We start from the raw sequence: 24214 nt of genomic DNA on the forward strand, positions 1-24214 counted from the left end.
TGGCGCCGTTCAGCATTCACTTGGTGATGGTGACGTTCACCGTGGCGCTGGCCGTCTTCGCGGAGACGACGCGGAACTTGTTCACGCCGACGCGACCGCTCTGCACCCACACCGAGTAGGTGGCCTTGCTGGTCACCTTGGTGGTGACCGGGAAGTTCACCCACTTGCCGTTCTCGAAGCGCTGCACCTGGACGACGGTGTTCTTCGCGATGCCGGTGGTCCTGCCGGTGAACGAGACCTTGCTCCACGCCTTCGCGGTGGCCTTGTCCGACTTGATCGTGACCGACTTCGCCGCCACCGTCGTGGTGGCCGCGGTGACGTGCGTACCGGCCGCGTCGGCCTGCAGGGCTCCGGCGATACCCAGACCACCGGCAGCCAGTGCGACACCCGCGACGACAGCGGCCGAACGACGTACGAACAGAGAACGCATGATGGTGATTTCCCCTCGTTTTATTGGGCTTTCCTTGGTGAGCCCGACGCAAGAGGAGACGCCATGGCGGCGCGAAATGTTGTGTTACGACTCCGTCTCAGGTTCCGCCGGCAGGACCAACCGGGCCAGTGCACCGCCGCCAGGAGCTGCCCCGAAGGTCAATTCGGCGCCGAGCACCTTGGCGTGACCGGCCGCGATGGTCAGGCCGAGACCGTGGCCGACACCACGCTCGGCCATCCCGGACCGGAACCGACGCGGGCCCTCGGCAATCAATTCCTCCGGATAGCCGTTGCCGTGGTCAACTACCTCGACGGTCCGGCCGGTGACCGTGACCTCGACCGGCGGCCGGCCGTGCCGCAACCCGTTGACGATCAGGTTGGCCAGGATCCGCTCGATCCGGCGCGAGTCGGTCGACACCGTGACGTCCCGTCCGACCTGATGCACGACCACGCTGTCCGGTGCGAGGGACTGCTGCATCCGCAGCCGGCCGACCGCCGATCCGACGAACGCGCCCAGCCCGACCAGCTCGAGGTCGGCCTGCTCGACACCTGAGTCGAACCGGGCAATCTCGAGCAGGTCCTCGACGAGCCGCCGCAGGACCTTGGCCCGGTCCCGGACCAGCTCGCTCGGACGTCCGGGTGGGAGCAGCTCAGCGGCGGTGGTCAGCCCGGTGACCGGTGTACGCAGGTCGTGGGCGACGTCGGCTGTGAAGCGCCGTTCGGCCTCCAGCTGTCCGCGCAGCGAACTGGCCATCGTGTCCAGCGCGGTGGCGAGCGACTGGACCTCGTCCTTGCCCTTGCCGACGGTTTCGGCCGCGGATGCGTCCAGATCGCCGGCGGCGATCCGGCGCGCGGTGCCCGCGACCGCGACGATCCGCTTGGACAGGCTGCCGGCCAGGATCACGCTGACCAGGGCGACCAGCGCGACCGTGCCGGAGCCGCCCAGGATCAGCGCCTGCCGCAGCGCCTTGATCGAGTCGTCGCTGGTCTCGTAGTCCTGGTCGATCGAGAGGATCTGGCCGTCCTTGACCGCGACCGCCGCCCACATCTTCGAGTGCGGCGATCCGGTCTTGAAGGTGGCCCGCTTCCCTTCCATCACAGCGTCGCGCAACTGCGGTGGAAGATCAGGATCGTCCAGTTTGGCACCGAACACAGCCACGGTGTTGGTGTCGTAGCTCTGCGCCGCCAGCCGGATCCGCTCGTCCGCGAAACTGCGCGTCCGATCCAGCCGGGCCGACTGCGCCTGCGTGTAGACCGCCACGCAGAGCACGAGAATCGCCAGCGAGGAGACCAGCAGGAAGATCAGACCTATCTTGCCGCGGAGGCCCATGTCATGTCCTCCGTCCGGAAGTCAGTAGGTGGCTACCATCTAAGCCCTCAGCTTGTAGCCGAATCCCCGGACGGTTTCGATGCGGTCGGCACCGATCTTGGTGCGCAGGCGTTGCAGGTGGACGTCGACGAGCCGGCCGTCGCCGCCCCACTCGTAGTCCCAGACCCGCTGGAGCAGGGTCGACCGGCTCAGCACCACACCAGGATTGTTGGCGAACTCGATCAGCAGCTTGAGCTCGGTCGGCGTCAGCTGCACGGTCGTGCCACCACGCCGCACCTCCAGTGCCTCCCGGTCCAGCTCCAGATCGCCGAACGACTCCACGCCGGAGCCGGCCGCCGGTGCCGGGCGCTCCGGATCGGAGACCGCGCGCCGCATCACCGCCCGCAACCGGGCCACCAGGACCTGCGTGTCGAACGGTTTGGTCACATAGTCGTCCGCGCCCGCTTCCAGCCCGAGTACGACGTCGAGCGCGTCACCACGCGCGGACACCATCACGACTGGAACCGTGCTGGTCTCCCGGATCCGGCGACAGACCGAGATCCCGTCCAATCCGGGCAGCATGATGTCGAGCATCACGACGTCGGGATGGATCTTCTCGAATCGCTCGATCGCTTCCAGGCCGTCCTCGGCCGTGGTCACGTCGTAGCCGTGCCGCTCGAGGGTCAACTGGGTCGCCTCACGGATCACCGCGTCGTCCTCGACCATGAGAATGCGCGCTGCCGGTTCTTCCGGTACCACCGAACTTCAGTCTCCCTTATTGGTCCGTCGAGCTCACCTTGGTCATCTGCCGACCATTCCAACGGTAGACCTCGACCCGCCGGCCGGAGGGGCAACAGACCGGGTCGTCGATCGTGAAGATCTTCGACTCGACCACGAGGTCTCCCTGCGGGCTGGCGTTCACGGTCGGCTGATCGACCTTCAGGTTCCAGATCGGCCGCGGTACGCCCGAGGGCGTGACGGCGATCAGGAAGAAGCCGAAGACGAACTTCTCCAGGGTGTGGATCAGGACGATCTGTTGAGGTGAACCGCTGTGCATAACATCAACGGTCGTACCCCTGCTCAGGCAACGCGAAATCACCGTGCAATTCACGAGCACTCTGCGTGCCTGCGGCGGAAGGTGCGAGTCGGCGAGCAGTTTGAGCCTGACCTGGGCCAGATTCACGGCCGGCTGCGGGGTCTGTTCGGGCTTCGGCTTGAAGCCGTTGGTGCCCATCACGGTCGACGGCGTCGGGCTGCTCGGAGGCGCCTCGGCCCCCTCGACCCGGAGTCCGCCGCCGTTGCCGCAGGCGGACAGGACGGCCAGCGCGGCGAAAGTTGCGACCGCAGCGACCAGGCGACGCCTCGCATGCCGCATGCGCATAGGACGCCTCCTACCCAGCCTCATCGTTCCCCCGGAGATTCAGACAACTACCTTCCATAGTGCTGGCCGGACGTCACAGCCGGCGGCCACGAACGTCGAATGGCCTCGGCAGTTCCGTTGCGGTTGGGTCACAACCCTCAGTCCGCGACGATCTTGCCCGGATTGAGGATGTTCTTCGGGTCCAGGGCGGTCTTGATCGCCCGGTGGACGTCGATCGCGACCGGTCCGATCTCCTCGACCAGCCAGGTCCGCTTCAGTACGCCGACACCGTGCTCACCGGTGATCGTGCCACCGAGCTCCAGCCCGATCGCCATCACCTGCTCGAACGCCATCTGGGCGCGCTCCGCCTGGGCCGGGTCGGTCTGGTCGAAGACCACCGTCGGGTGCATGTTCCCGTCGCCGGCGTGCCCGAGGACGCCGATCGTGATGTCCAGCTCCGCCGACAACTGCTCGAGGCGCCCGATGAACTCGGCCAGCCGGGACCGCGGTACGGCGACGTCGTCGATCATCGTCGTACCGAGTTGCTCGAGCGCGGTCAGCGCGACCCGGCGGCCCTCGAGCAGCAGCTCGCCCTCGGCGTCGTCCTCGGCCTCGATGCACTCCAGCGCGCCGTTGTCCCGGCAGAGCTTGGCGACGGTGGCGACGTCTGCCGCACCCGCCTCGCCGCCGGCGTCGGACTGGGCGATCAGCATCGCGCCGGCCTCCTCCGGGAGGTCCATCCGCTTGTACTTGTTGACCGCCTGGATCGTGGTCCGGTCCATGATCTCCAGCAGGCTGAGCGAGACGCCGCTGCGGATGATCTCCAGGATCGCGCCGCCCGCCTCGACACCGTCGGCGAACAGCGCCGCCATCGTGCGGGGCTTGGCCGCCGCCGGGCGCAGCGCCAGGGTCGCCTCGGTGATGATGCCGAGCGTCCCCTCGCTGCCCACGATCAGCTTGGCCAGGTCGTACCCGGCGACACCCTTGACGGTCTTCCGGCCGGTCCGCAGCACCCGGCCGTCCGCGAGGACGACCTCCAGGCCCAGCACGTAGTCCGTGGTCACGCCGTACTTCACGCAGCACAGGCCGCCGGAGTTGGTGGACAGGTTGCCGCCGATCGAGCAGAACTCCCAGCTGGACGGGTCCGGCGGGTAGAACAGCCCCTGCTCGGCGACCGCGCGGGAGAGGACGGCGTTGTACACGCCGGGCTGGGTCACGACGTACCGGTCGACCGGCTCGATGGCCAGGATCCGGTCCATCTTCTCCAGCGAGATCACGATGCAGCCGTCCAGCGCGTTGGCCGCTCCGGACAGGCCGGACCGGGCGCCCTGCGGCACGATCGGTACGCCGGCCTCGCTCGCGATCCGCACCGCCGCCTGCACGTGCGCCGTCTCACGGGCCAGAACGACGGCAAGCGGCATCCCGGCCGGGCAGAACATCGCCCGGTCGTACCGGTAACTCTCCATCCGGTCCGGATCCGTCACCAGTGCCTCGGGAGGCAACGCTGCCCGTAGCCGCTCGACAACCTCACTCATACTGCGAGCCTAGTAGCTGCCCCCGACGTGACGCGCGAGTAAGGGTGTCCGCTTCCGGAAATCACCCCACACATCCCCCCGCCGGGTGGGCGGCCCGGCAGGGATCAGCGGGTGCGTCTGGTGGCGTTCTCGGAGATCTCCTCGTAGCCGCCGCCGTAGTTGTGGTACTCCCGGCCGATGGCGGCGAAGGTGATCCCGCTGCCGCCCTTGACCTTGGGCGTGCGACAGGTGCGCTGGCCCTGGATCACCGAGCCGTTGCCGCCGCTGCTGTCACAGCTGAGCACCCGGCCGGCGTTGGCGCCGCCGTACTGCACCACGAAGCCGTTGGCCTTGGCGTTGGCGACCAGCGGCGATGCCATCGTGATCTCGGCCCAGTACTGCGAGCAGTTGTCCCGGACCAGCCGGACAGTGCCCCAACTGGGTGGTCTGTAGTCGCGCAGCATCGGTGCCGACGCGATGGAGCGCGCGCCCGAACAGGCAGCGACCGCATCGGTCGCCTGATTCGGACTCGCGGCCAGGGCCGGCGTCGCGGTGAGAGCGAACGCGCCCACCCCGGCCAGGCCCGCAGTGCTGAGCAGAATGCCCAGAGTCTTCATGACAAACCCTTCCTGAGCGTACGCCCCGACGCACACTCAGGAAGGCACACTACGCGAACAGCCCCTGCCTCAACAGTCATTCCGGTAATCGGACGGCGACACGCCGTATCCAGTTGCTTCCGGCAAGGTCAGAAGGTTCCAACCGCTCTCAAAGGTTGCCTCGTCGCTCTTGTTCGCGCTCGATCGCCTCGAACAGCGCCTTGAAGTTGCCCTTGCCGAAGCCGAGCGAACCGTGCCGCTCGATCAGTTCGTAGAACACCGTGGGCCGATCACCGATCGGCGCGGTGAAGATCTGCAGCAGATAGCCGTCCTCGTCGCGGTCGACCAGGATGCCGCGGGACTGCAGGTCCTCGATCGGGACCCGTACCTCACCGATCCGGGCGCGCAGCTCGGGGTCCTGGTAGTACGAGTCCGGTGTGTTGAGGAACTCCACGCCGTTGGCCCGCATGATGTCGACGGTGCGCAGGATGTCGTTCGTCGCGAGCGCGATGTGCTGGGCGCCGGCGCCGTCGTAGAACTCCAAGAACTCGTCAATCTGCGACTTCTTCTTCGCGATGGCCGGCTCGTTCAGCGGGAACTTGACCCGGTGGTTGCCGTTGGCCACGACCTTGCTCATCAGCGCGGAGTAGTCGGTGGCGATGTCGTCGCCGATGAACTCCGCCATGTTCACGAAGCCCATCACCTTGTTGTAGAAGGTGACCCACTCGTCCATCTTGCCGAGCTCGACGTTGCCGACGACGTGGTCGACGGCCTGGAACAGCCGCTTCGGGTGTCCCTCCGGCCGCGTCACCTGGGTGGTTGCGGTGATGAACCCGGGCAGGTACGGGCCGTCGTACTTGCTCCGGTCGATCAGCGTGTGCCGGGTGTCGCCGTACGCCGCGATCGCGGCCCGGCGGATCGTGCCGTGCTCGTCCGTGACGTCGTTCGGCTCCTCCAGTACGACGGCGCCGACCTTGCGGGCGTGCTCGATGCACTTGTCCACGTCCGGGACCTCGAGCGCGATGTCGGCGACACCGTCACCGTGCTTGCGGTGGTGTTCGAGCAACGGGCTCTTGGGGCTGACGCCACCGGAGATCACGAAGCGGGCCGAGCCGGCCTTGAGCACGAACGACTTGCTGTCCTTGCTGCCGGTCTCCGGGCCGGAGTACGCGACCAGATCCATGCCGAAGGCAAGTTGGTAGTACTTCGCGGTCTGGGTGGCGTTGCCGACCACGAAGACCACCGCGTCCATCGCTGTGACCGGGAACGGGTCGGTGCTCTCGTCGTACGGCACCAGGCCGACGAGCTGCTTCAGCTGGTCGAGATCGAGATCGGCGTCGAGCTCTGCTGGGGTGAGGTCGGTGCTGGTCATCGTGATCCTCCCGGGTCGTGTTCGTGCACCGAACCCTGTCGTGAGGACGCAGGTTGCGCAACAGTTCCTAGTTTCACTGCACAGCTTGACCAGTATGCTGGCCACACTGCTGGACTATTTGGTCAGTCTGACCACCTCAGGAGAGATGCCATGTCGGTGGACGCGCTGGATGCCCGGATCCTGAAGCTGTTCGCGGCCGAGCCGCGGGTCGGCGTACTCGAGGCGTCGCGCCGGCTGGGCGTTGCGCGCGGGACCGTGCAGGCGCGGCTGGACCGGCTGCAGCGCGACGGCGTGGTGCGTGGGTGGGGTCCGGACATCGACACGACCGCGATCGGGTACCCGGTCACCGCGTTCGCGACGCTGCAGATCGAGCAGGGCTCAGGTCATACGACGGTCGCGGAGGCGCTGGCCCGGATCCCGGAGGTGCTCGAGGTCCACACCATCACCGGCGCCGAGGACCTGTGGTGCCGGATCGTGGCGCGCTCGAACGCCGACCTCCAGCGCGTGATCGATCAGGTCGTCATCGTTCGGGGCATCCAGAGAGCATCCACGGTGATCGCCCTGGCGGAACAGATCCCCCATCGGGTGCTTCCGTTGGTCGAGGCCGCGACCTCGGACTAGAGCCTCGGATCAGGCGAGGCGCTTGGCTACTTCTACTGCGGCCCGGGCGACCCGGGGGCCGACGAAATCGCGGTCGAGTTTGCCGAGGACAACCACGCCGATCGAGGCCTCGACACCTGGTACGCCGAGAACCGGTGACGACACGCCCTGGGCACCGGCCTGCAGCTCGCCGGAAGTGACGACGAACGGGCGACCGGCCGGATCGGGCTTGCGACGGCCGGCCAGGATCGCCTTTCCGGCGGCTCCCTGGTCGAGAGCGTGCCGGGATCCCATCCGGTACGAGACGTGGAAATCGGTCCAGCTCGGCTCGATCACCGCGATCGCGAGCGCCTCGTCGCCGTCGGCCACGGTCAGATGAGCGGTCGCGCCGGTGTCCTCCGCGAGTGATCGCAGCACCGGCAGGGCGGCATCACGGAGTGTGGGCTGGACCCGGCGGCTGTAGTGCAGGACGGCCAGCCCCAACCGCGCCCGCCCCTCGCTGTCGCGACGCACCAATCGGTGCAGCTCGAGGGTGTTGACCAGGCGGTAGACAACCGTCCGGCTGACCCCCAGCGCGGCCGCCAACTCGGTGATGGACAGGCCGTCGGGGGCGTCGGCCAGCAACTCGAGGACGGTGAGTCCCCGGTCGAGCGTCTGGGAGGTCTCTGCTGGCACCTTCGAAGCGTATCCGTTTTTCGGGCGCGGCCCGATGGCCCCGTATCTTGCTGCCGTGCGAAATTACTGGTCGCTCCTGCCCGCCATCGCCGTGATCGTCGTGCTCATCCTGGTCTATGCCATTCCGACCTGGATCAATCCGCAGTGGACGAGCACGATCCTGGCGCTGTTCCGCCAGCACCCGGAGGAGCAGCAGGCGACCCCGGCGACCGGTGCAGCGGCCAGTACAGCGGCCGGCGCAGGGGGCGGCACAGGGGGCGGTGCTGCGGCCGGTGCAGCGGAGCCGTCGGAGGCCCAGCGAGCGGCCGGTGTACTCGGCCCGCAGCAGGTCAAGTCGCGGCGGATGCTCGCCATCGCCATGGTGGTCGGGGCCCTCGCACTGATCGGCTTCAACGTGTCGCTGAACCGGGAGGCGAACGGCTGCTGGATCGCCTCGACGGCGTGGGGCGCCCTTCCGCACTCGCAGGATTCCGACGATCCCTGCGTCGACATGATCTACGGCAGCTTCTTCGGGGACGGCGGCGGCGAGTCCTTCTCGGACAAGCAGCAGCCGCTGGAGCACTACCAGCTGGTGAAGAAGAAGAAACCGAAGTACCTGAAGTGGATCCAGAACTCCCCCGGCTACGACGCGGACATCCTGGTCGGGACGGGCCTGAGCTGCAACTTCGACCTGAAGGTGAACGAGAAGGACGACGAGATCAAGATCTACGTCGACAGCGACGCGCCGTGCCCGCAGGAGAGCAACACCTCGCTCACCGCGGTCAAGCTGAAGAAGCCGATCGGCGACCGCAAGATCGTCACGCTCGACGACAAGCCGATGACCGAGATCCATCCGGACGCGGACTCCTGGCCGACCGTCGTGAAGAAGCTGGTGACCGGAGGCTGATCAGCCGAGCGCGCGGGTCTGATCAGCCGCGCGGGTCTGATCAGCTGAGCGCGCGGGTCTGCGAGTCGTAGACGCGGAACGGCCGGTTCCGGGCCAGCAGGATCAGCAGCCCGACGATGCAGGCGGTCGCACCGCCGATCAGCGCGATCGTCGGGGTCGTGAGGGAGGCCGACGTACCCACGACGAAGTCGCCGAGGCGCGGCCCGCCGGCCACGACCACGGTGAACACGCCCTGCAGCCGCCCGCGCATGGCGTCCGGAGCGGCGGACTGCAGCACGGTGTTGCGGTACGCCGAACTCACCATGTCGGCCGCCCCCGACAAGGCGAGCAGCGCGACGCCCAGCCAGATCGTCCGGGCCAACCCGAACAGCCCGACCGCCGTGGCATAGACCGTGATCGCGACCACGATCGCCACGCCTTGCCGACGGACCCGGCTGACCCAGCCGGAGAACACCACGCCGATCAGCGCGCCGATCGCCGGTGCCGCCTGGAGCAGACCGACGGTACGGACGCCGCCCGCGAAGAACGCGCCCGCGACAGCCGGGAACAGCGCGCGGGGCTGCGCGAACACCATCGCGAAGATGTCCGCCAGGAAGGTCGCCAACAACGCCGGTGCTGCCCGGAGGAACGTGAACCCTTCGAGCACCGACCGCAGCCCGGCCCGCCGGACCAGACCGGTCGGCGGCACGGCCGGGAGCCGGAACAATGCGTAGAGCGCCGCGGTGAAAGTGATCACGTCGACCAGGTACGCCGCCGCGAACCCGTGCCAGGCGATCACCGCCGCACCGAGCAACGGCCCGACGGTGAAGCCCAGGTTGAACGCGGCCTGGCTGAGCGTGTTCGCGGCCGGCAGCAGCTCGGGCCGGATCAACCGCGGGATGATCGCGGACCGGGCCGGGCCGTTCACGGCGAAACACGCCGACTGACAGGCGACGACGGCGTACAGGATCCACACCTGGCCCCAGCCCAGCTGCGACTGCAGCACCAGGATCATCGAGAGCAGCCAGAGGCCGGCCGACGAGACGAGGGCGAGCATCCGCCGGTCGATCGCGTCGGCCATCGCTCCGCCGTACAGGCCGAAGATGACCAGCGGCACCAGTGCGCACAGCCCGACCGCCCCGACCGCGAACGTCGAGTGCGTCAGCGCGTACACCTGGATCGACACCGTCACCGCGGTCATCTGCGTCCCGAGCTGCGAGACCGTCGACCCGACCCACAACCGGCGGAAATCCGGCGACTCCTTCAGCGGGCGGATGTCAGTCAGCAGAGGCACGCTGACAACTTATGTCACGCCGTGAAAAATTAAACAGTCGGGAAAAGCTCGTGGTCGAGCCGTTCGCCGACGGTAAGGCCGACGCCGTCGGTGACCACGTGGCCGGCACCGGTGTACGTGGCCTCGGCGTCGACGTAGATCGCTACGTGCGCGATCCGCGGGTCGTCGGTCAGGTTCGGCGTCGCGGAGTGCGCCAGGTAGGCGTTGTGGAAGGTGCAGTCGCCGGCCCGCAGCGGGATCGTCAGCCGCTCCTCCCAACGCAGGTCGGGCGCGGCCCGGAACATGTCGTCACGGTCGGCCAGGTCCTGGCTGCGCAGGTTCTGGTGATCCTGCGAGCCGGGGATGAAGGTCATGCACCCGCGCTCCACCGGTACGTCGACCAGCGCCACCCAGGCGGACAGCGAGTGCCGCGACCCACCGTGCGGCCAGTACGGCGCATCCTGGTGGAACTCGGTCGCCGCCCCGTTGTGCGGCGGCTTGATCAGCAGTTGGTCGTGCCAGATCCGCAGTGGCACCCCGGCCAGCGCGGTCGCGGCGGCCGCCAACCGCGGGTCCAGCGTGAGCTCGCGCAGTACCGCGTTGTCCCGCCAGACGTTGACGTGCTGCTTGAAGATCGGCGACCCCTTCGAGTAGTCGGCCGCCGCGGCACTCTCCTCGACGGCGGCGTCGCGGAACCGGGCCGCCTCGTCCGCGCCGATGATGTTCCGGATCCGCACCACCCCGTCCCGGCGGTAGGCGGAAATGGTCTCTTCATCCAGTACGGCGGGTGCCGTAGGGTCGGTCGTGGTCATCGGAGGGCTCCTCGAAGTCCGTTGACGGGAAGTACTTCCAGCCTGCGGCCTGGGAGCGCCGAGTGACAGGCAGTGGTTGACCAGGACTTGACTGTTCTTGACCTGTGGAGGCTCGAGTGCACAACGTGCTGAGCAGTGAGGTCTTCCCCGATCAACGCCTGCCGGTGGCCGGTGAGCGGCTCGAACTGGTGGCCGATGTCGCGCCGCACAGTCACGCGTTCTTCGAGATCGCGGTCGTCGTCGCCGGTCGCGGCACCCATGTCTCGGCGGCCGGCGAGGTCGCGCTGCAGCCGGATTCGGTCGTCGTGCTGCGGCCGGGTGAGTGGCACGGGTACACCGACTGTGCCGGGCTGGTGGTGCGCAACGCCTATCTCGGGGCGGACGTCTTCGGGTTGCTGTCCGGCGCGCTGGTGCCTGGCGGCGGAGCGCAGGATCGGACGCATCCCGCCGTACAGCATGCGATGCGATTGCTGGAGGCAAGCATCGACGAGCCGTGGACCCTGGACCGGCTCGCCGCGCGGGTGAACCTGGCGCCCGGGTACATGGTCCGGCTGTTCGGGAAGACCGCGGGGATCTCACCGATGGCGTATCTGAACCGCCTCCGTGCTGAGCGGGCGGCGGGTCTGCTGATCGAGACGGAGTTGCCGGTCGCGACCGTCGGGGCGATGGTCGGGTGGCACGATCCCAGCCACGCCACCCGCCGCTTCCGCTCCACGTTCGGCCTGAGCCCCTCCCAGTACCGGTCCGCTTTCAGACCGTAGAGCGGCCCGCCGCCGCAAGGACTACAGCGGGTAGGCAAAGATGTGTTCATGACGTCTGTTCGTACGCCTGACCCGAACCCCGGCTGGCTGTCGGAGTTCGCGCTCGCCGAGACCCGCTCGCGGGTTCCGATCCTGTACGTCGAGGCCGTGCCGGCTCGCGTCGACACCCAGGGCCAGATCGAGCACATCGGAGTGCTGCTGCGGACCTCGGCCGCGACCGGCGAGATCACCCGGACCCTGGTGTCCGGCCGGGTCCTGCACGGCGAGTCGATCCGCGAGGCCCTGCAGCGCAACATCGAGAAGGACCTCGGCCCGGCCGCGTTCCCGCGGCTGCCGCTCAGCCCGGTGCCGGCGACCGTCGCCGAATACCTCCCGTTCCCGGGCGTCTCGCCGCTGCACGACCCCCGTCAGCACGCGGTCGCGCTGGTGTACGTCGTACCGGTCACCGGCGAGTGCAACCCGCGCCAGGACGCCCTCGAGCTGACCTGGCTGACGCCGGCCGAGGCCCTGCAGCCGAGCCTGCTGGCGGACCTCGAAGGTGGCCGGGGCCAGCTGCTCAAGCAGGCGCTGGCCTGGTCGGGCGCGATCGTTTAGAGCTCACCAGGGCAGGCGGCCCTCCTCGGCGTACACCTCGCCGGTCGGGCCGTCTTCTCCGAGGGTCGCCAGCCGCACCGCGACGGCGGCACCCTCGGCCGGCGTCCGCGCCGCGTCCCAGCCACCCATGTCGGTGGCGCAGTTCCCGGGGTCGGCGGCGTTGACCAGGATGCCTGTTTCGCGCAGCTCGTTGGCCAGCATCACCGTGACCATGTTCACGGCCGCCTTCGACGAGTTGTAGCCGAGCGTCAGTACAGTCGACATCCGCGACTCCGGATCCCCGACCTGCGCGAACGACGCGAGCGAGGTCGACAGGTTCACGATCCGCGCCCGGTCGGCCTTGCGCAGCAGCGGGAGCAACGCCTGCGTCACCCCGACCAGCCCGATCACGTTCGTCTCGAAGGCTGATCGCAGTACGCCGGTCTCGATCCGTGACGCCGCATCATCGCCGGTGGGGATGATTGCCGCATTGTTGACCAGGACGTCGAGCCGACCGTAGGTGCTCTCGACCTGCGCGGCGGCGGTTCGCACCGACTTCTCGTCGGTCACTTCCAGCTGGATCCCGACCGCATCGAGGCCGTCGGCAAGCAACTCCTTGACGGCGAGCTCACCCCGGGCCAGGTCCCGCGAACCCACCAGCACGGTGAAGCCGGCCTGGCCGAGCTGCCGTGCGATCTCCTTGCCAATACCTTTGTTGGCGCCCGTGACGAGCGCGATCTTGTCCGTGTTCATGCGTCCAGACTCGAGGGCATGAGCGAGGCGAGGCAGAGCGAGCTGAGCCTGGGACCGGGAGTCCCTGGTTGCCGCTGGACCGGGCTGGGATCCTGGGACCATGGACCGGGACCAGTTGGCGGAGTTCTTGCGGGTACGGCGGGAGGCGTTGCAACCGTCGGACGTCGGGCTGCCCGCCGGACTGCGACGCCGTACGCCGGGCCTGCGCCGGGAGGAGGTCGCGAGTCTCGCGACGATGTCGACCGACTACTACACCCGGCTCGAGCAGGGCCGTGGTCCGCATCCGTCCCGGCCGGTGCTGACCGGGCTCGCCCGGGCGCTCCGGCTGTCTGATGCCGAGCGCGATCACCTGTTCCGGCTGGCCGGCGAGCAACCCGGTCCGCCACCGGGTCCACCGGCCGAGGTGCGTACCGGCGTACTGCGGATGCTTGCGCGTCTCGACGTACCAGGGCTGGTACTGGACGCGAAGTACGACGTACTCGCCTGGAACCCGTTGGCCGCGGCGTTGATCGCGGACTTCTCCGGGTTGGCGCCGCGGGATCGGAACTTGCTGCGGCTGCGGTTCCTGACCGATCGGCAGACGGAACTGTTCGGCGAGGACGCGACCCTGGAGTTCGCCCGCGAGGCGGCGGCCGACCTGCGGGCCGCGACCAGCACGTACCCGGACGATCCAGCCATCGCGCGGTTGGTGGCCGACCTGATCGACGGCAGCGCGGAGTTCGCCGCGATCTGGGCGCTGCACGAGGTGGGCCGGCAGGAGTCCCTGTGCCAGACGATCTTCCATCCCGAGGTCGGCCGGGTCGACGTGATCTGCGAAGTGCTGGTGATCCCGGAGCGCGATCAGCGGGTCGTGCTCTACACGGCCGAGCCCGGATCCCCGTCCGACCAGGCCCTTCGCCTCCTCGACGTCATCGGCACCCAGCAGTTGACCCAGGGCTGAGGCCCCGCATCTCGGGACGGGTGCGGGGCCTCGGATTCACCGGGGCGGGGCTATTGCCCGGTGAAGGTGAAGGACGAGCCGGGTTCCTTGACGATGTCGCCGTCGCGGGAGTTGGTGACCACGACGTTGGTCAGGTTGGCGTTGCCGCGGGCGCCGCCCATCGCGAGGATGCCGGAGCCGTTGTTCGACTTGTCGATCCGGATGTTGGTGAGGGCAACGTTCGGCATCTCACCACCACCGGTCTTGAACTGGATCCCGTCGTAGGTCGAGTCGTAGATCTCGGTGTCGCGGATCGTGACACCTGGGATCGGCAGGTTCGACGGGAACAGGGTGATCGCGCCGAACTCCTGGTCCTCGTTCCAGAACGCCCCGCCGCACCGGTAGAGCGCGTTGTTGGCGATCGTCGTCGTACCCGAGAACGGCAACGGGTCGTGGTCGGTCGCCAGCATGATGCCGGGGTAGTTCATCGTGTCGTAGATCAGGTTGTTCTCGATCTTGTTGCCGTAACCGCCGTAGATCGCGATGCCGTTCGCCCGCCACGGCAGCTGGACGGTGTTGTTGGTGAACGCGTTGTCGTGGCCGATGTCGACCGACTGATCCTTGACATACTTGTTCGCCCAGACCGCCAGCGCGTCGTCGCCGGTGGTCCGGAAGGACGAGTTGAACACCTTCGAGTTGCGGGTGCCGTTGGTGAAGTTGATCCCGTCGGCGTAGGTGTCGCGGATCCGCATCCCACTGAACTCGAGTCCGTCGGCCGGGCCCCACAACTCCTGGATGTTGTCGTAGTCGCGGCCGACCCAGACGCCGACGTTCGCGTGCTCGATCCAGACGTTGCTGATCTTCGTCCCGGTACCGAACCGGCCGTTCAGCCCGACGCCACCTTCGGCGTTCCCGTCACCACCACGGATCCGGCCGGACCCGAAGATCGCGATGTCGGACAGTTGCACATTCTTGTCGATGTCGAAGCCGAAGTTGCCTTCGTGCGGATGGTTGATGCCGCCGGCGTTCTGCGGCTCGATGGTCGAGTAGAGCTGCGAGTACCACATGCCCGCGCCGCGGATCGTGGTGTTGCTGATCCCGACCTGGTTGTACTGACCCCGGTTCAGCGGGTCGTCGGTGAGGATCTTCTTCTCCTGCCGCCACTGACCGGACGGGATCCAGACGCAGCTGATCACGCCGTTCTGGTCGTCGGTCACAGCCCGCTGGATCGCGTCCGCGTCGTCGAGCCCGTCGTTCGGCACCGCGCCGTACTGCGTGATCGACGTACAGCCGGCCGGTTGGGTCAGGGCCGGGGCGACCTGCTCGAGGTCGACCATGTCGATGATGTAGAACGACGCCGAGTCGCCGGAGTCGCGCTGCAACTTGAACTTCGTGCCGGACGGGTAGGACTCACCAAGCAGTGCGTGGGACTCGTCGAACAGGCGGCGTGCGTCCCCGCCAGGGGTGTTGGTGAGTGCCTCAGGTCCGTCGCTGTTGCCGTAGAGCCAGCTGTTGTGCGAGCTCAGGGTGAGCTTCTGCTTGAAGGTGCCGTCGACGTACAGGCTGATCGTTGCCTCGAGCCCCTGACCGTTCGCCGCGTCGGGGATCGAGTTGCGGACGACGATCGAGTTGGTCGGGACGGTCGAGGTGAACTCGACGAACTGGCCGGTCGAGTTCAGCCGGACCGACTGCCGGCCGGACGACTCGGTCGCGAAGTTCGTGTGACCGAAGGTGCGCAGGGCATCGGCCGTGAGCAGGGTTCCGTTGTAGTTGGCGGCTTCCGCCTCGTACGACGTGTACGGGACGGCGGCGCCGCGGCCGACCACGATCGACCGGGCCAGCGTGTTGTTGGACTCGTTGGTCTCGGCAACTGTGTTGGTCGCGTCGGCGGTTGCGGTCAGGGTGGCGCCGCCGTTGGTGGCCGTCCAGGTGCCGGTCATCGCGACGTTCGTGGTCGCACCGGCTGCGATCGCTGCGGTGTTAGTGTTCAGGGTGGTGCCGCCGACGGTCAGCCGGGTGACGCTGGCGGTGGAGGCCGTCGTACCGCGGTTGTTGACGGCGACGGTGAAGGAGACCTGGGTGCCGGGGGCCGGGTTGGCCGGGGTGGAGGTGATGTTGGTGATCTGCAGGTCGGGACCGGCGGCCTGTCCGACGGTCAGCTGGGTGGGCGATTGGAGGGTGTTGTTGGTGTCGTCCTGTTCGACGACGGCGTTGGTGGGATCGGCTACCGCGGCAACGGTGTAGTTGCCTTGGGCACGGGTTCCGGCGTTCGCAGTGACGGTGGTGGAGGCGCCGGCGGCGAGAGCTCCGACGGAGGCGGTGCCGGCGGTGCTGCCGCTGAGGAGGAAGTTCAGGCTGCTGGCCGGTGCGGCCGCGGTGCCGTTGTTCTTGACGGTGGCCTGGAGAGTGATCGGCGTGGTTTCGGTCGGGTTGGCCGGGGTCCAGTTGACCGCGGTGACGACGAGATCCGGGTTTGGTGCCGCCGTACCGAAGACCTGGAAGTCGGCGACCTGACCGCCGGGTGCGCCGGTGTTGGTGAAGAACTGCAGGCGGATATCGGCGTACTGGCCGGTGACCGGGATCGTGATCGAGTTCTGGTTGCTCGAGGCATTGAACTGGTAGTCGGTTCGGGCCACGAGTGAGGTGAAGGTGGTCGCGGACTGCTCACGGCCGAGGACCTGGATGCTCTGGGTTCGTGGGCCCCAGATCGGGTCGGGGTTGAGCTTGACGACCAGTGAGCTCAGGGTGGCGTTGGCGCTGAGCTTGACGGTCAGGGTGGAGGGGAAGCCGTTCGACTCCCAGTAGGTGCCGATGTCACCGTCGTTGGCGTTGGCGGCGACGAAATTCTGTACGGCGCTGGAGGCCTCGATCGGCTTGCCGGTGGCCAGGTTGGTGCCGGTCGGAGGTTCGATCGGCCCGCCACCAGGTCCGGCCAGGTCGAACTCCGAGAGTTGAGCGGCCGGCCAGCCGGTGTTCGCGGTGAACGACAGCCGGACGTAGCGCGCCGAGGTGGCGGTGAAGTTGATCGTGACGGTGTTGGATCCGCTGAACGAGTACGCCGTACTGCCGACGATCGTGCTGAAGGTGGAGCCGTTGGTGCTGGCCTGGACCATGAGGGTCTGGCTGCGGGTGCCCCAGCCTGCGGGGAGTTTGAGCGTGACCTGGTTGACGTCGGTGGCGGCGCCGAGATCGGCCTGGATCCATTGCGGGAACGCGTTGTTGTTGCTCTCCCAGTAGGTGTTCGGGTTGCCGTCACCGGCGTTGCTGCCTGGATACGGCCCGATCGAGCTACTGACGGACAGAGTCTTGGCGAGATTAGCGGTGGTGGCCGCGGTCGCGTGACCAGGCAAAAGGCCGACTGCCAACACAGCCAGCACCAACAGCAGCGGTCGAACTTTCTTCCAACGATCCACGAGAAGTCCTCCGAGATGGGCGGTGGGAGGTGACCCGCTCTACAGAAATTGCACGACTTTGACGATTTCTTGCAGCACAGGTAGTCGAATGTTGCAGCACGCTCCGCCCCCGGTCAACACCTCACAACCCAAAAACACCCACCCCTCCTCACCTCCTCAACAGAACCCGGTGGGTTTAGGGAGGAGAAGGACGCACCGCACCAACAGGAAGTGCAGGGCAGTTGCGTCGAGGTGCGCGAAGGCGGGTGTGGGGTGTTGGGTTTAGTGCTTTGTGGTTGTCAGGCTTGGCGTTGGGTGGCCCAGTGGCGTAGGAGGTCTATGCGTTCTTTGAGTTGGAGGGAGGAGGCGTGGGCTGCGGCGGGGCCGCCCAGTTTGCGGCGGAGGTCGTTGTGGATCACGCCGTGGGGCTGGCCGGTGCGGTGGTGCCAGGCGGCTACCAGGCCGTTGAGTTCGCGGCGGAGCAGGGAGACCTGCTCGTGCGTCGCCAGCTCGGTCGGCGTCGGGTCCTCGCGTTCGTCGGACGATCGCCTGGAGCCCTTCTTCTGCGCCGCCACCGACTTCGCCTGCCGCTTCTGCAACAACTCCCGGACCTGATCAGGCTCCAGCAACCCCGGCAGACCGAGGAAGTCCAGCTCCTCGTCCGAGGCCTGGTCCCCACCCGTCCCGTAGTCACCACCGTCGAACACGACCCGGTCGAAGCTCGCATCCGACCCGAGCGCCTCGAACTTCGCCTCGAGCTCATCGCTCGCGCCCTCGGCCTGGTTCGCCTTCGCGAGCAGATCGTCCTCGAGCGCGAAGATGTCACCGTCCTCGTTGGAGTTCTTCCGCCCAAGCACGTGATCCCGCTCGACCTCCATCTCGGCGGCGAAGCTCAGCAATCGCGTCACCGACGGCACGAACACCGACGCCGTCTCGCCCCGCTTCCGGGCCCGCACGAACCGCCCGACCGCCTGTGCGAAGAACAGCGGCGTCGACGTCGGCGTCGCGTACACCCCGACCGCCAACCGCGGCACGTCCACACCCTCGGACACCATCCGGACCGCAACCATCCACCGCGAGTCCCCCTCGGAGAACTTCGCGATCTTCTTGCTGGCCGCCTTCTCGTCGGACAGTACGACGGTCGGCGCCTCGCCGGTCAGCTCACGAATCGTCTTCGCGTACGCCCGAGCCGTGTTCTGATCACCCGAGATCACCAACGCCCCGGCGTCCGGCATATGCCGCCGTACCTCGGTCAGCCGTTTGTCCGCCGCCGCGAGCACCGCCGGCATCCACTCACCGGCCGGGTCCAGCGCCGTCCGCAGCGCCTGCGCGGTGAGGTCCTTCGTCAACGGCTCACCCAGCCGCGCCGCGATCTCGTCACCGGCCTTCGTCCGCCACCGCATCTCACCGGAGTACGACATGAAGATGACCGGTCGTACGACGTGATCCTGCAGCGCGTGCCCGTACCCGTAGGTGTAGTCGGCCTTGCTCCGCGCCACTCCGTCATGCCCGTGCTCGTACGTCACGAACGGAATCGGGTTGTCGTCGCTGCGGAACGGCGTACCGGTCAGACAGAGGCGGCGGGCCGCGGGCTCGAACGCCTCGCGGACGCCTTCACCCCAGCTCAGCGCGTCGCCGCCGTGGTGCACCTCGTCGAGGATCACCAGCGTCTTGAACCGCTCGGTCCGGACCCGGAAGGCCAGCGGGTTGACCGCGACCCCGGCGTACGTGACAGCGACGCCGGTGAAGTCCTTGTTGGTCTTGCCCCGCCGCCCGGCGAACGCGGGGTCGATCGCGATCCCGGCCTTGTCGGCCGCGTCGGCCCACTGCACCTTGAGGTGCTCGGTCGGCGTCACCACCGTGATCCGCTCGATCAGCCGCCGGTGCAGCAGCTCGGCGGCCACGGTCAGCGCGAAGGTGGTCTTACCGGCGCCCGGCGTCGCCACCGCGAGGAAGTCCCGCGGCTGGCTGTCGAGATAGAGCTTCAGCGCCTCCGCCTGCCAGGCCCGCAGCTTGCTGGCGGTGCCCCAGGCGGCACGGTCCGGATACGCCGGCGGGAGAACGGCTGGTCCCGTTGGCAGGCTCGAATCCACGGACGGCATACTCCCCCGTTAGTCGACTGTCGGCCGTGCAGGAACGTTACCTGACTTCGGTGACAGATCCGACTCGCGTCGCTCGAGGTACGAGCGTTCTGTGGAAAAAGTTCCCGGATCGACTGGTGCGGCGGCCTACACTCGGGGGCATGAGTACTCAGCTGACCCCGGGCGCCGAGACGGTTGTCGACGAGCGGACCCAGCCTGCGCCGGCCGAGCCCGGCGATCACGAGCGGTTCTCGCACTACGTGCCGAAGGACAAGCTGACCGAGGCGATGGTGATGGGCACGCCGGTGGTCGCGCTCTGCGGCAAGGTGTGGGTCCCGAGCCGCGACCCGCAGCGTTTCCCGGTCTGCCCGGAGTGCAAGGAGATCTGGGAGTCGCTCAACCCCGGTGACGACAAGGGCGGCGACGACGGCGAGTGAGCTCGCCCGTCAGTTGAGCGTGGGGTCGTCCGGGTACGTCGCCAGATACGCCATCTGATCGTTCTGCCGGCGCAGCACCCGGCGCCACAGCGTGTCCGGGTGCAGCCCGAACACGTCGTCGGGCTCGGACTCGACGACGTACCAGGCGCCCTCGGTGATCTCACCCTCGAGCTGCCCGCTGGACCAGCCGGCGTACCCGGCGAAGATCCGCATCCGCTGGATCGCGCCCTCGAGCAGCGCGGGCGGCACGTCCAGGTCGATCAACCCGATCCGACCGAAGCACTCCCGCCAGCCGGGCGGGTCGGCGGACTCGATCACCTCTGCGACGGCGAGTGCGCTGTCGGTGCCGACCGGGCCGCCCATGAACAGCACACCGGGCTCGTTCACGGTGGTGGACCAGCCCGGGAGCACCCGGTCGACGCTCAGGTCGGCGGCGCGGTTCACCACCACCCCCAGGGCGCCGTCGTCGTCGTGATCGAGCAGCAGGATCACCGACCGGCGGAAGGGCGGCTCGTCGAGCAACGGGGTCGCCACCAGCAGCGAACCGGTCAGGGTCGAGGCCGTCATACCCCCATCATGTCGTACGACGGAACCAGCGCAGCCCGAGCCAGGCCCCGAGGGCAACCCCGGCCAGGTCCGCGAGGGCGTCGAACACGTCGCCGTCGCGCTGCGGCAGCAGGTAGTGCTGCACGAACTCGCTGACGATCGCGTTCGCCACCAAGGCTGCCAGCAACCAGCGTGCCGGGAGCCGAACCTTCAGCCCGAGGAACGCGACCGAGGCGAACAGGAAGCAGTGCGCGATCTTGTCCACCTGCGGGATGCCGACGTGCGGTCCCGCCTCCCGCGGCGCGTAGACGCCGTACAACTGGAGCGCGACCGCCGCGACGAACAGGATCCGCCAGAACCAGATTTTCGTCCGTTCGCCGGACTCCACTGTCGACGAAGTCACAGCGCCGGGGAGTCGTCCGGGAACAGCTCCGCCGCCGGGGCCTTGCCACCGGCCGCGTCGCGGACGGCGTGCGCGACCATCGTGTGCACCTCCGGGTGGAAGACGCTCGGCACGATGTAGGTCGCGTTCAGCTCCTCGTCGGTGACGACACCGGCCAGCGCCTTCGCGGCGGCCAGCTCCATCTCGATCGAGACCTTCGACGACTGCGCGTCGAGCAGGCCGCGGAAGACGCCCGGGAAGACCAGCACGTTGTTGATCTGGTTCGGGAAGTCGCTGCGGCCGGTTGCCATCACGGCCGCGTGCTCGCCGGCCTCGATCGGGTCGATCTCGGGGGTCGGGTTGGCCAGCGCGAACACGATCGCGCCGTCGTTCATGGTGGCGACGTCGGCGCCGGTCAGGATGTTCGGCGCGGAGACGCCGATGAACACGTCCGCCCCGGCGAGGGCGCCCTTGAGGTCGCCGCTGTACTTGGCCGCGTTGGTGTTCTCCGCGATCCAGCGCAGCTCCGGCGACAGACCGTCGCGCTCCAGGTGGATGACGCCGTCGACGTCGGCGACGGTCGCGTCCTTGAGCCCGGCCGCGAGCAGCAGCTTGAGGATCGCCGTGCCGGCCGCACCCGCGCCGGACAGCACCACCCGGACGTTGCTGATGTCCTTGCCGACCACGCGGAGCGCGTTGTACAGCGCGCCGAGGACGACGATCGCCGTCCCGTGCTGGTCGTCGTGGAAGACCGGGATGTCCAGCTCCTCGCGCAGCCGGGCCTCGATCTCGAAGCAGCGCGGCGCGGAGATGTCCTCCAGGTTGATACCCGCGAAGCCCGGTGCGATCGCCTTGACGATCTGGACGATCGCGTCCGGGTCCTGGGTGTCCAGGCACAGCGGCCAGGCGTCGATCCCGGCGAACCGCTTGAACAGGGCCGCCTTGCCTTCCATCACCGGCAGCGCGGCCTTCGGGCCGATGTTGCCGAGGCCCAGTACGGCGGAACCGTCGGTGACGACCGCGACGCTGTTGCGCTTGATGGTCAGCCGGCGGGCGTCCTCCGGGTTGGCTGCGATCGCCAGGCAGACCCGCGCGACACCTGGCGTGTAGATCATCGACAGATCGTCACGGTTGCGGATCGGGTGCTTGGCCTCCATCGAGATCTTGCCACCGAGGTGCATCAGGAAGGTCCGGTCCGAGACCCGGCCGATCTCGACGCCCGGCACCGCGCGCATCGCCTCGACCAGCCGACCGGCGTGCTCGGTGTCGGCGGCCGCGCAGGTGACGTCGATCCGGAGCCGCTCATGGCCGGACGCGGTCACGTCGAGCGCGGTGACCAGACCGCCGGCCTGCTCGACCGCGGTCGTCAGCTTGCTCACCGTCGAGCCACCCGCGGGCACCTCGAGGCGAACGGTGATGGAGTACGAAACACTCGGCAAGGCAGTCACGCGGGTGATCCTCTCACGCCACTGGTAAGGCGCCGGGATTACGTTCGTAAAGTGCACGGCAGAAGGCTGGGTAATCCATTACCCGACCGGCTACCCTTCCGATCAGAGAGGGGTTGAGAGGTGCCGACTATCAGCGATGTGGCGGCGCGGGCCGGGGTGTCCACGGCGACCGTGTCCCGCGCGCTGAACGGCAAGCCCACCGTCGACCCCGACCTGGCGTCTCGGGTCCGCGCGGCCGCGACCGAGCTCGGCTACCAGCCCAACGGCCCGGCCCGGAACCTGCGCCGGCAGGAGGCCGCTGTGGTCGCGCTGATCATCTCCGACGTGGAGAACCCGTTCTTCACGGCGATCGCCCGCGGTGTCGAGGACGTCGCGCACGAGGTCGGCTACTCGGTCGTGCTGTGCAACTCGGACGAAAGTGGTGAGAAGGAGAACCGCTACATCGACATCGCGATCCAGGAACGCGTCGCCGGTGTCATCCTCTCCCCCAGCGGTACGGCGACCTCCGTGGCCAAGCTGGCGAACCGGGGTACGGCGTACGTCGCGGTGGACCGGCCGCTGCCCGGTCAGGACAGTGATGTCGTACTGGTCGACACCCGGCAGGCGGCTCGTCAGGCCACCGCCCATCTGATTGCCCAGGGCTACGAACGGATCGGCTGCGTCACCGGGCCGACCGGCGTACGCACCGCCGACGATCGTCTGGCCGGCTATCGCGACGCGTTGAAGGCCGCGCGACACCGGAGCACTCCCAAGCTCGTACGCCGGACCGAGTACAAGGCAGCCGGCGCCCACCGGGCCACCCTCGACCTGATGTCCCAACCCGAACCGCCGGACGCCCTCCTGGTCGCCAACAGCGCCATGACCGTAGGAGTTCTCCGAGCCTTGCAAGAGTTGACAATCCGCCCGGGCACCGACGTAGGCCTGGTCTCCTTCGACGACGCCCCCTGGGCCGAACTCGTCGATCCACCGCTCACCGTCGTTGCCCAACCGGCGTACGAAATCGGCGCCGCGGCGGCCCGGCTGTTGCTGGCGCGGATCGCCGACAACAGCCGCCCGCCGACCACGACGACGCTGGGCGCTCGACTGATCGAGCGCGCCAGTTCACACCTCTAGCCCGCGGGGTTCTCCTCGGCGTAGATCTTGGCTGCGTTGGAGGGGTCGATCAGGCGGGTCGGGAGGGTCTGGGTCTTCTCGATGGTGCCGCAATCGATCAGGAGCTTCTTGGCGGCGGCAATCGCTTCCTTGCCGTTCGTCGGGTAGGTGAAGGTCGCGCTGAGGCGGCCCTGCTCGACGGCCTTGATTCCACCGGACGGGATCGGCAGCGCGTCGATGCCGGTGAACTTCATCTCCTTCTCCCGGCCGACCGCCTTCGCCGCCAGGTACGCACCCTCGGCCATCGGGTCGTTGTGGGAGTAGACCACGTCGATCTTCGGGTTCGCCTTCAGCAACGCGTCCATCTGCGCCTGGCCCTTCTCCCGCAGCCAGTCACCGCTCGCGGCCGCGATCACCTTGACCTTCGGGTTGCCCTTGATCCCGGCCAGGAAGCCCTCGTGCCGCTCGGCCTGCGGGGTGGCGCCGGCCAGGCCCTTGAGCTCCACCACGTTGCCACCCTGCGGCAGCAGCTTCTCGGCGATGTACTTGCCCGCCTCGGTGCCGATCTGCACGTTGTCGCCGCCGATGAACCCGGTGTAGGCGTCGCCCTCGACCTTCCGGTCCAGCACGATCACCGGGATGCCCTTGTCGTAGGCCTTCTTCACCACCGCGGTCAGCGGCTTCGCCTCGTTCGGGCTGATGATCAGCAGGTCGATCTGCTGGGTCAGGTAGTTCTCCACATCCGCGACCTGCTTGGCGTTGTCCTGCGCCGCGTCGGCGAACTTCACGTCGAACTGCGGCACGTCCTTGGCCGCGGCCTTGATGTCGTCGTCCATCCGCTGCCGGTACGGCTCGGCCACGTTGGCCTGGCTCATCCCGATCGTGTAGTGGCCGTCGGCCCCCTTGCACGACTTCGACGACCCGGGCGACTCGCTGCCCGAGGTCCGTTCGTTCGTGGTCCCGCAACCGGCGAGAACCAGGGCGGCGACGGCCGCAGCGGCCAGGGGGATTCTCAGTGCACGCAT

The 24214-nt window shown here is 68.1% G+C and carries 24 protein-coding genes; 7 read left to right on the plus strand and 17 right to left on the minus strand.

The window, feature by feature from the left end; genetic code table 11:
• Nucleotides 1-16 precede the first annotated feature (16 nt).
• The 7 genes from AB0L70_RS26530 to hppD all read right to left on the minus strand — a co-directional run bounded on the left by AB0L70_RS26530 (nt 17) and on the right by hppD (nt 6580).
• Complete coding sequence (locus AB0L70_RS26530; RefSeq protein WP_363688651.1) at nt 17-430, minus strand: hypothetical protein; 414 nt, start codon at nt 428-430, stop codon at nt 17-19.
• Nucleotides 431-514: 84 nt separating this feature from the next.
• Nucleotides 515-1759, minus strand: a complete 1245-nt coding sequence (locus tag AB0L70_RS26535) for a HAMP domain-containing sensor histidine kinase (RefSeq protein WP_363688653.1) — start codon at nt 1757-1759, stop codon at nt 515-517.
• A gap of 39 nt (nt 1760-1798) precedes the next feature.
• Complete coding sequence (gene cseB / locus AB0L70_RS26540) at nt 1799-2464, minus strand: two-component system response regulator CseB (protein ID WP_363688655.1); 666 nt, start codon at nt 2462-2464, stop codon at nt 1799-1801.
• Nucleotides 2465-2513: 49 nt separating this feature from the next.
• Nucleotides 2514-3119, minus strand: coding sequence for a hypothetical protein (locus AB0L70_RS26545; protein WP_363688657.1), 606 nt, complete (start codon nt 3117-3119; stop codon nt 2514-2516).
• Nucleotides 3120-3256: 137 nt separating this feature from the next.
• Nucleotides 3257-4633, minus strand: coding sequence for an FAD-linked oxidase C-terminal domain-containing protein (locus AB0L70_RS26550; protein WP_363688659.1), 1377 nt, complete (start codon nt 4631-4633; stop codon nt 3257-3259).
• Between the two features lie 104 nt (nt 4634-4737).
• Complete coding sequence (locus AB0L70_RS26555) at nt 4738-5229, minus strand: hypothetical protein (protein WP_363688661.1); 492 nt, start codon at nt 5227-5229, stop codon at nt 4738-4740.
• Between the two features lie 148 nt (nt 5230-5377).
• Nucleotides 5378-6580 carry a 4-hydroxyphenylpyruvate dioxygenase gene (gene hppD / locus AB0L70_RS26560; protein ID WP_363688663.1) on the minus strand — a complete coding sequence of 401 codons (1203 nt, stop codon included), beginning with the start codon at nt 6578-6580 and terminating at the stop codon, nt 5378-5380.
• Nucleotides 6581-6730: 150 nt separating this feature from the next.
• On the opposite strand from hppD, the gene AB0L70_RS26565 reads away from it, so the two are divergent.
• Entirely contained in the window at nt 6731-7201 is a 471-nt protein-coding gene (locus tag AB0L70_RS26565) for an Lrp/AsnC family transcriptional regulator (RefSeq protein WP_363688665.1), read from the plus strand.
• Between the two features lie 9 nt (nt 7202-7210).
• Here AB0L70_RS26565 and AB0L70_RS26570 read toward each other — a convergent pair whose 3' ends face one another.
• Complete coding sequence (locus AB0L70_RS26570) at nt 7211-7855, minus strand: helix-turn-helix domain-containing protein (protein WP_132150562.1); 645 nt, start codon at nt 7853-7855, stop codon at nt 7211-7213.
• 55 nt (nt 7856-7910) lie between these two features.
• On the opposite strand from AB0L70_RS26570, the gene AB0L70_RS26575 reads away from it, so the two are divergent.
• Nucleotides 7911-8741 carry a hypothetical protein gene (locus AB0L70_RS26575; protein ID WP_363688667.1) on the plus strand — a complete coding sequence of 277 codons (831 nt, stop codon included), beginning with the start codon at nt 7911-7913 and terminating at the stop codon, nt 8739-8741.
• A gap of 40 nt (nt 8742-8781) precedes the next feature.
• Here the strand turns inward: AB0L70_RS26575 and AB0L70_RS26580 are convergent, their stop codons facing one another.
• Together AB0L70_RS26580 and AB0L70_RS26585 are read right to left on the minus strand one after the other, a co-directional pair.
• The gene (locus AB0L70_RS26580) at nt 8782-10014 is read right to left on the minus strand and encodes an MFS transporter (RefSeq protein WP_363688669.1); all 1233 of its coding nucleotides are present in this window, start codon (nt 10012-10014) and stop codon (nt 8782-8784) included.
• A gap of 29 nt (nt 10015-10043) precedes the next feature.
• Entirely contained in the window at nt 10044-10805 is a 762-nt protein-coding gene (locus tag AB0L70_RS26585; protein WP_363688671.1) for a phytanoyl-CoA dioxygenase family protein, read from the minus strand.
• A gap of 116 nt (nt 10806-10921) precedes the next feature.
• On the opposite strand from AB0L70_RS26585, the gene AB0L70_RS26590 reads away from it, so the two are divergent.
• On the plus strand, nt 10922-11566 hold the full coding sequence (locus tag AB0L70_RS26590) for an AraC family transcriptional regulator (RefSeq protein WP_363688673.1): 645 nt from the start codon (nt 10922-10924) through the stop codon (nt 11564-11566).
• A gap of 48 nt (nt 11567-11614) precedes the next feature.
• Nucleotides 11615-12160, plus strand: coding sequence for an NUDIX hydrolase family protein (locus tag AB0L70_RS26595; RefSeq protein WP_363688675.1), 546 nt, complete (start codon nt 11615-11617; stop codon nt 12158-12160).
• 3 nt (nt 12161-12163) lie between these two features.
• Here AB0L70_RS26595 and AB0L70_RS26600 read toward each other — a convergent pair whose 3' ends face one another.
• The gene (locus tag AB0L70_RS26600; protein ID WP_363688677.1) at nt 12164-12892 is read right to left on the minus strand and encodes an SDR family oxidoreductase; all 729 of its coding nucleotides are present in this window, start codon (nt 12890-12892) and stop codon (nt 12164-12166) included.
• A 100-nt stretch (nt 12893-12992) separates the two neighbouring features.
• On the opposite strand from AB0L70_RS26600, the gene AB0L70_RS26605 reads away from it, so the two are divergent.
• Nucleotides 12993-13832 (plus strand): helix-turn-helix transcriptional regulator, encoded by an 840-nt coding sequence (locus AB0L70_RS26605; protein ID WP_363688679.1) that lies wholly within the window; start codon nt 12993-12995, stop codon nt 13830-13832.
• A 50-nt stretch (nt 13833-13882) separates the two neighbouring features.
• Here the strand turns inward: AB0L70_RS26605 and AB0L70_RS26610 are convergent, their stop codons facing one another.
• Together AB0L70_RS26610 and AB0L70_RS26615 are read right to left on the minus strand one after the other, a co-directional pair.
• The gene (locus AB0L70_RS26610) at nt 13883-17224 is read right to left on the minus strand and encodes a CARDB domain-containing protein (RefSeq protein ID WP_363688681.1); all 3342 of its coding nucleotides are present in this window, start codon (nt 17222-17224) and stop codon (nt 13883-13885) included.
• 278 nt (nt 17225-17502) lie between these two features.
• Complete coding sequence (locus AB0L70_RS26615) at nt 17503-19296, minus strand: DEAD/DEAH box helicase (protein ID WP_363688683.1); 1794 nt, start codon at nt 19294-19296, stop codon at nt 17503-17505.
• A 149-nt stretch (nt 19297-19445) separates the two neighbouring features.
• Here AB0L70_RS26615 and AB0L70_RS26620 point away from each other — a divergent pair, with 149 nt between their 5' ends.
• Nucleotides 19446-19721, plus strand: a complete 276-nt coding sequence (locus AB0L70_RS26620; protein WP_363688684.1) for a DUF3039 domain-containing protein — start codon at nt 19446-19448, stop codon at nt 19719-19721.
• 9 nt (nt 19722-19730) lie between these two features.
• Here the strand turns inward: AB0L70_RS26620 and AB0L70_RS26625 are convergent, their stop codons facing one another.
• The 3 genes from AB0L70_RS26625 to AB0L70_RS26635 are packed head-to-tail and all read right to left on the minus strand — an operon-like array spanning nt 19731 to nt 22097.
• Nucleotides 19731-20288 carry a YqgE/AlgH family protein gene (locus AB0L70_RS26625; RefSeq protein ID WP_363688685.1) on the minus strand — a complete coding sequence of 186 codons (558 nt, stop codon included), beginning with the start codon at nt 20286-20288 and terminating at the stop codon, nt 19731-19733.
• Between the two features lie 7 nt (nt 20289-20295).
• Nucleotides 20296-20670 carry a VanZ family protein gene (locus AB0L70_RS26630; protein ID WP_363688687.1) on the minus strand — a complete coding sequence of 125 codons (375 nt, stop codon included), beginning with the start codon at nt 20668-20670 and terminating at the stop codon, nt 20296-20298.
• Complete coding sequence (locus AB0L70_RS26635; RefSeq protein ID WP_363688689.1) at nt 20667-22097, minus strand: NAD-dependent malic enzyme; 1431 nt, start codon at nt 22095-22097, stop codon at nt 20667-20669. The genes AB0L70_RS26630 and AB0L70_RS26635 overlap by 4 nt, the downstream gene beginning before the upstream one ends.
• 120 nt (nt 22098-22217) lie before the next feature.
• Between AB0L70_RS26635 and AB0L70_RS26640 the strand changes: the two genes are divergently transcribed.
• Nucleotides 22218-23210, plus strand: a complete 993-nt coding sequence (locus AB0L70_RS26640) for a LacI family DNA-binding transcriptional regulator (protein ID WP_363688691.1) — start codon at nt 22218-22220, stop codon at nt 23208-23210.
• Here AB0L70_RS26640 and AB0L70_RS26645 read toward each other — a convergent pair.
• Nucleotides 23207-24214, minus strand: coding sequence for a substrate-binding domain-containing protein (locus AB0L70_RS26645; RefSeq protein ID WP_363688693.1), 1008 nt, complete (start codon nt 24212-24214; stop codon nt 23207-23209). The genes AB0L70_RS26640 and AB0L70_RS26645 overlap by 4 nt on opposite strands.

Source organism: Kribbella sp. NPDC051952 (assembly GCF_040680855.1).
Classification (GTDB): Bacteria; Actinomycetota; Actinomycetes; order Propionibacteriales; family Kribbellaceae; genus Kribbella.

Excerpts from the sequence above, each read along its gene's own strand:
- AB0L70_RS26530 (WP_363688651.1), bottom strand. The coding sequence starts at position 430 with ATGCGTTCTCTGTTCGTACGTCGTTCGGCCGCTGTCGTCGCGGGTGTC.
- AB0L70_RS26535 (WP_363688653.1), bottom strand. The coding sequence starts at position 1,759 with ATGGGCCTCCGCGGCAAGATAGGTCTGATCTTCCTGCTGGTCTCCTCG.
- cseB (WP_363688655.1), bottom strand. The coding sequence starts at position 2,464 with ATGGTCGAGGACGACGCGGTGATCCGTGAGGCGACCCAGTTGACCCTC.
- AB0L70_RS26545 (WP_363688657.1), bottom strand. The coding sequence starts at position 3,119 with ATGCGCATGCGGCATGCGAGGCGTCGCCTGGTCGCTGCGGTCGCAACT.
- AB0L70_RS26550 (WP_363688659.1), bottom strand. The coding sequence starts at position 4,633 with ATGAGTGAGGTTGTCGAGCGGCTACGGGCAGCGTTGCCTCCCGAGGCA.
- AB0L70_RS26555 (WP_363688661.1), bottom strand. The coding sequence starts at position 5,229 with ATGAAGACTCTGGGCATTCTGCTCAGCACTGCGGGCCTGGCCGGGGTG.
- hppD (WP_363688663.1), bottom strand. The coding sequence starts at position 6,580 with ATGACCAGCACCGACCTCACCCCAGCAGAGCTCGACGCCGATCTCGAT.
- AB0L70_RS26565 (WP_363688665.1), top strand. The coding sequence starts at position 6,731 with ATGTCGGTGGACGCGCTGGATGCCCGGATCCTGAAGCTGTTCGCGGCC.
- AB0L70_RS26585 (WP_363688671.1), bottom strand. The coding sequence starts at position 10,805 with ATGACCACGACCGACCCTACGGCACCCGCCGTACTGGATGAAGAGACC.
- AB0L70_RS26595 (WP_363688675.1), top strand. The coding sequence starts at position 11,615 with ATGACGTCTGTTCGTACGCCTGACCCGAACCCCGGCTGGCTGTCGGAG.
- AB0L70_RS26600 (WP_363688677.1), bottom strand. The coding sequence starts at position 12,892 with ATGAACACGGACAAGATCGCGCTCGTCACGGGCGCCAACAAAGGTATT.
- AB0L70_RS26605 (WP_363688679.1), top strand. The coding sequence starts at position 12,993 with ATGGACCGGGACCAGTTGGCGGAGTTCTTGCGGGTACGGCGGGAGGCG.
- AB0L70_RS26620 (WP_363688684.1), top strand. The coding sequence starts at position 19,446 with ATGAGTACTCAGCTGACCCCGGGCGCCGAGACGGTTGTCGACGAGCGG.
- AB0L70_RS26625 (WP_363688685.1), bottom strand. The coding sequence starts at position 20,288 with ATGACGGCCTCGACCCTGACCGGTTCGCTGCTGGTGGCGACCCCGTTG.
- AB0L70_RS26645 (WP_363688693.1), bottom strand. The coding sequence starts at position 24,214 with ATGCGTGCACTGAGAATCCCCCTGGCCGCTGCGGCCGTCGCCGCCCTG.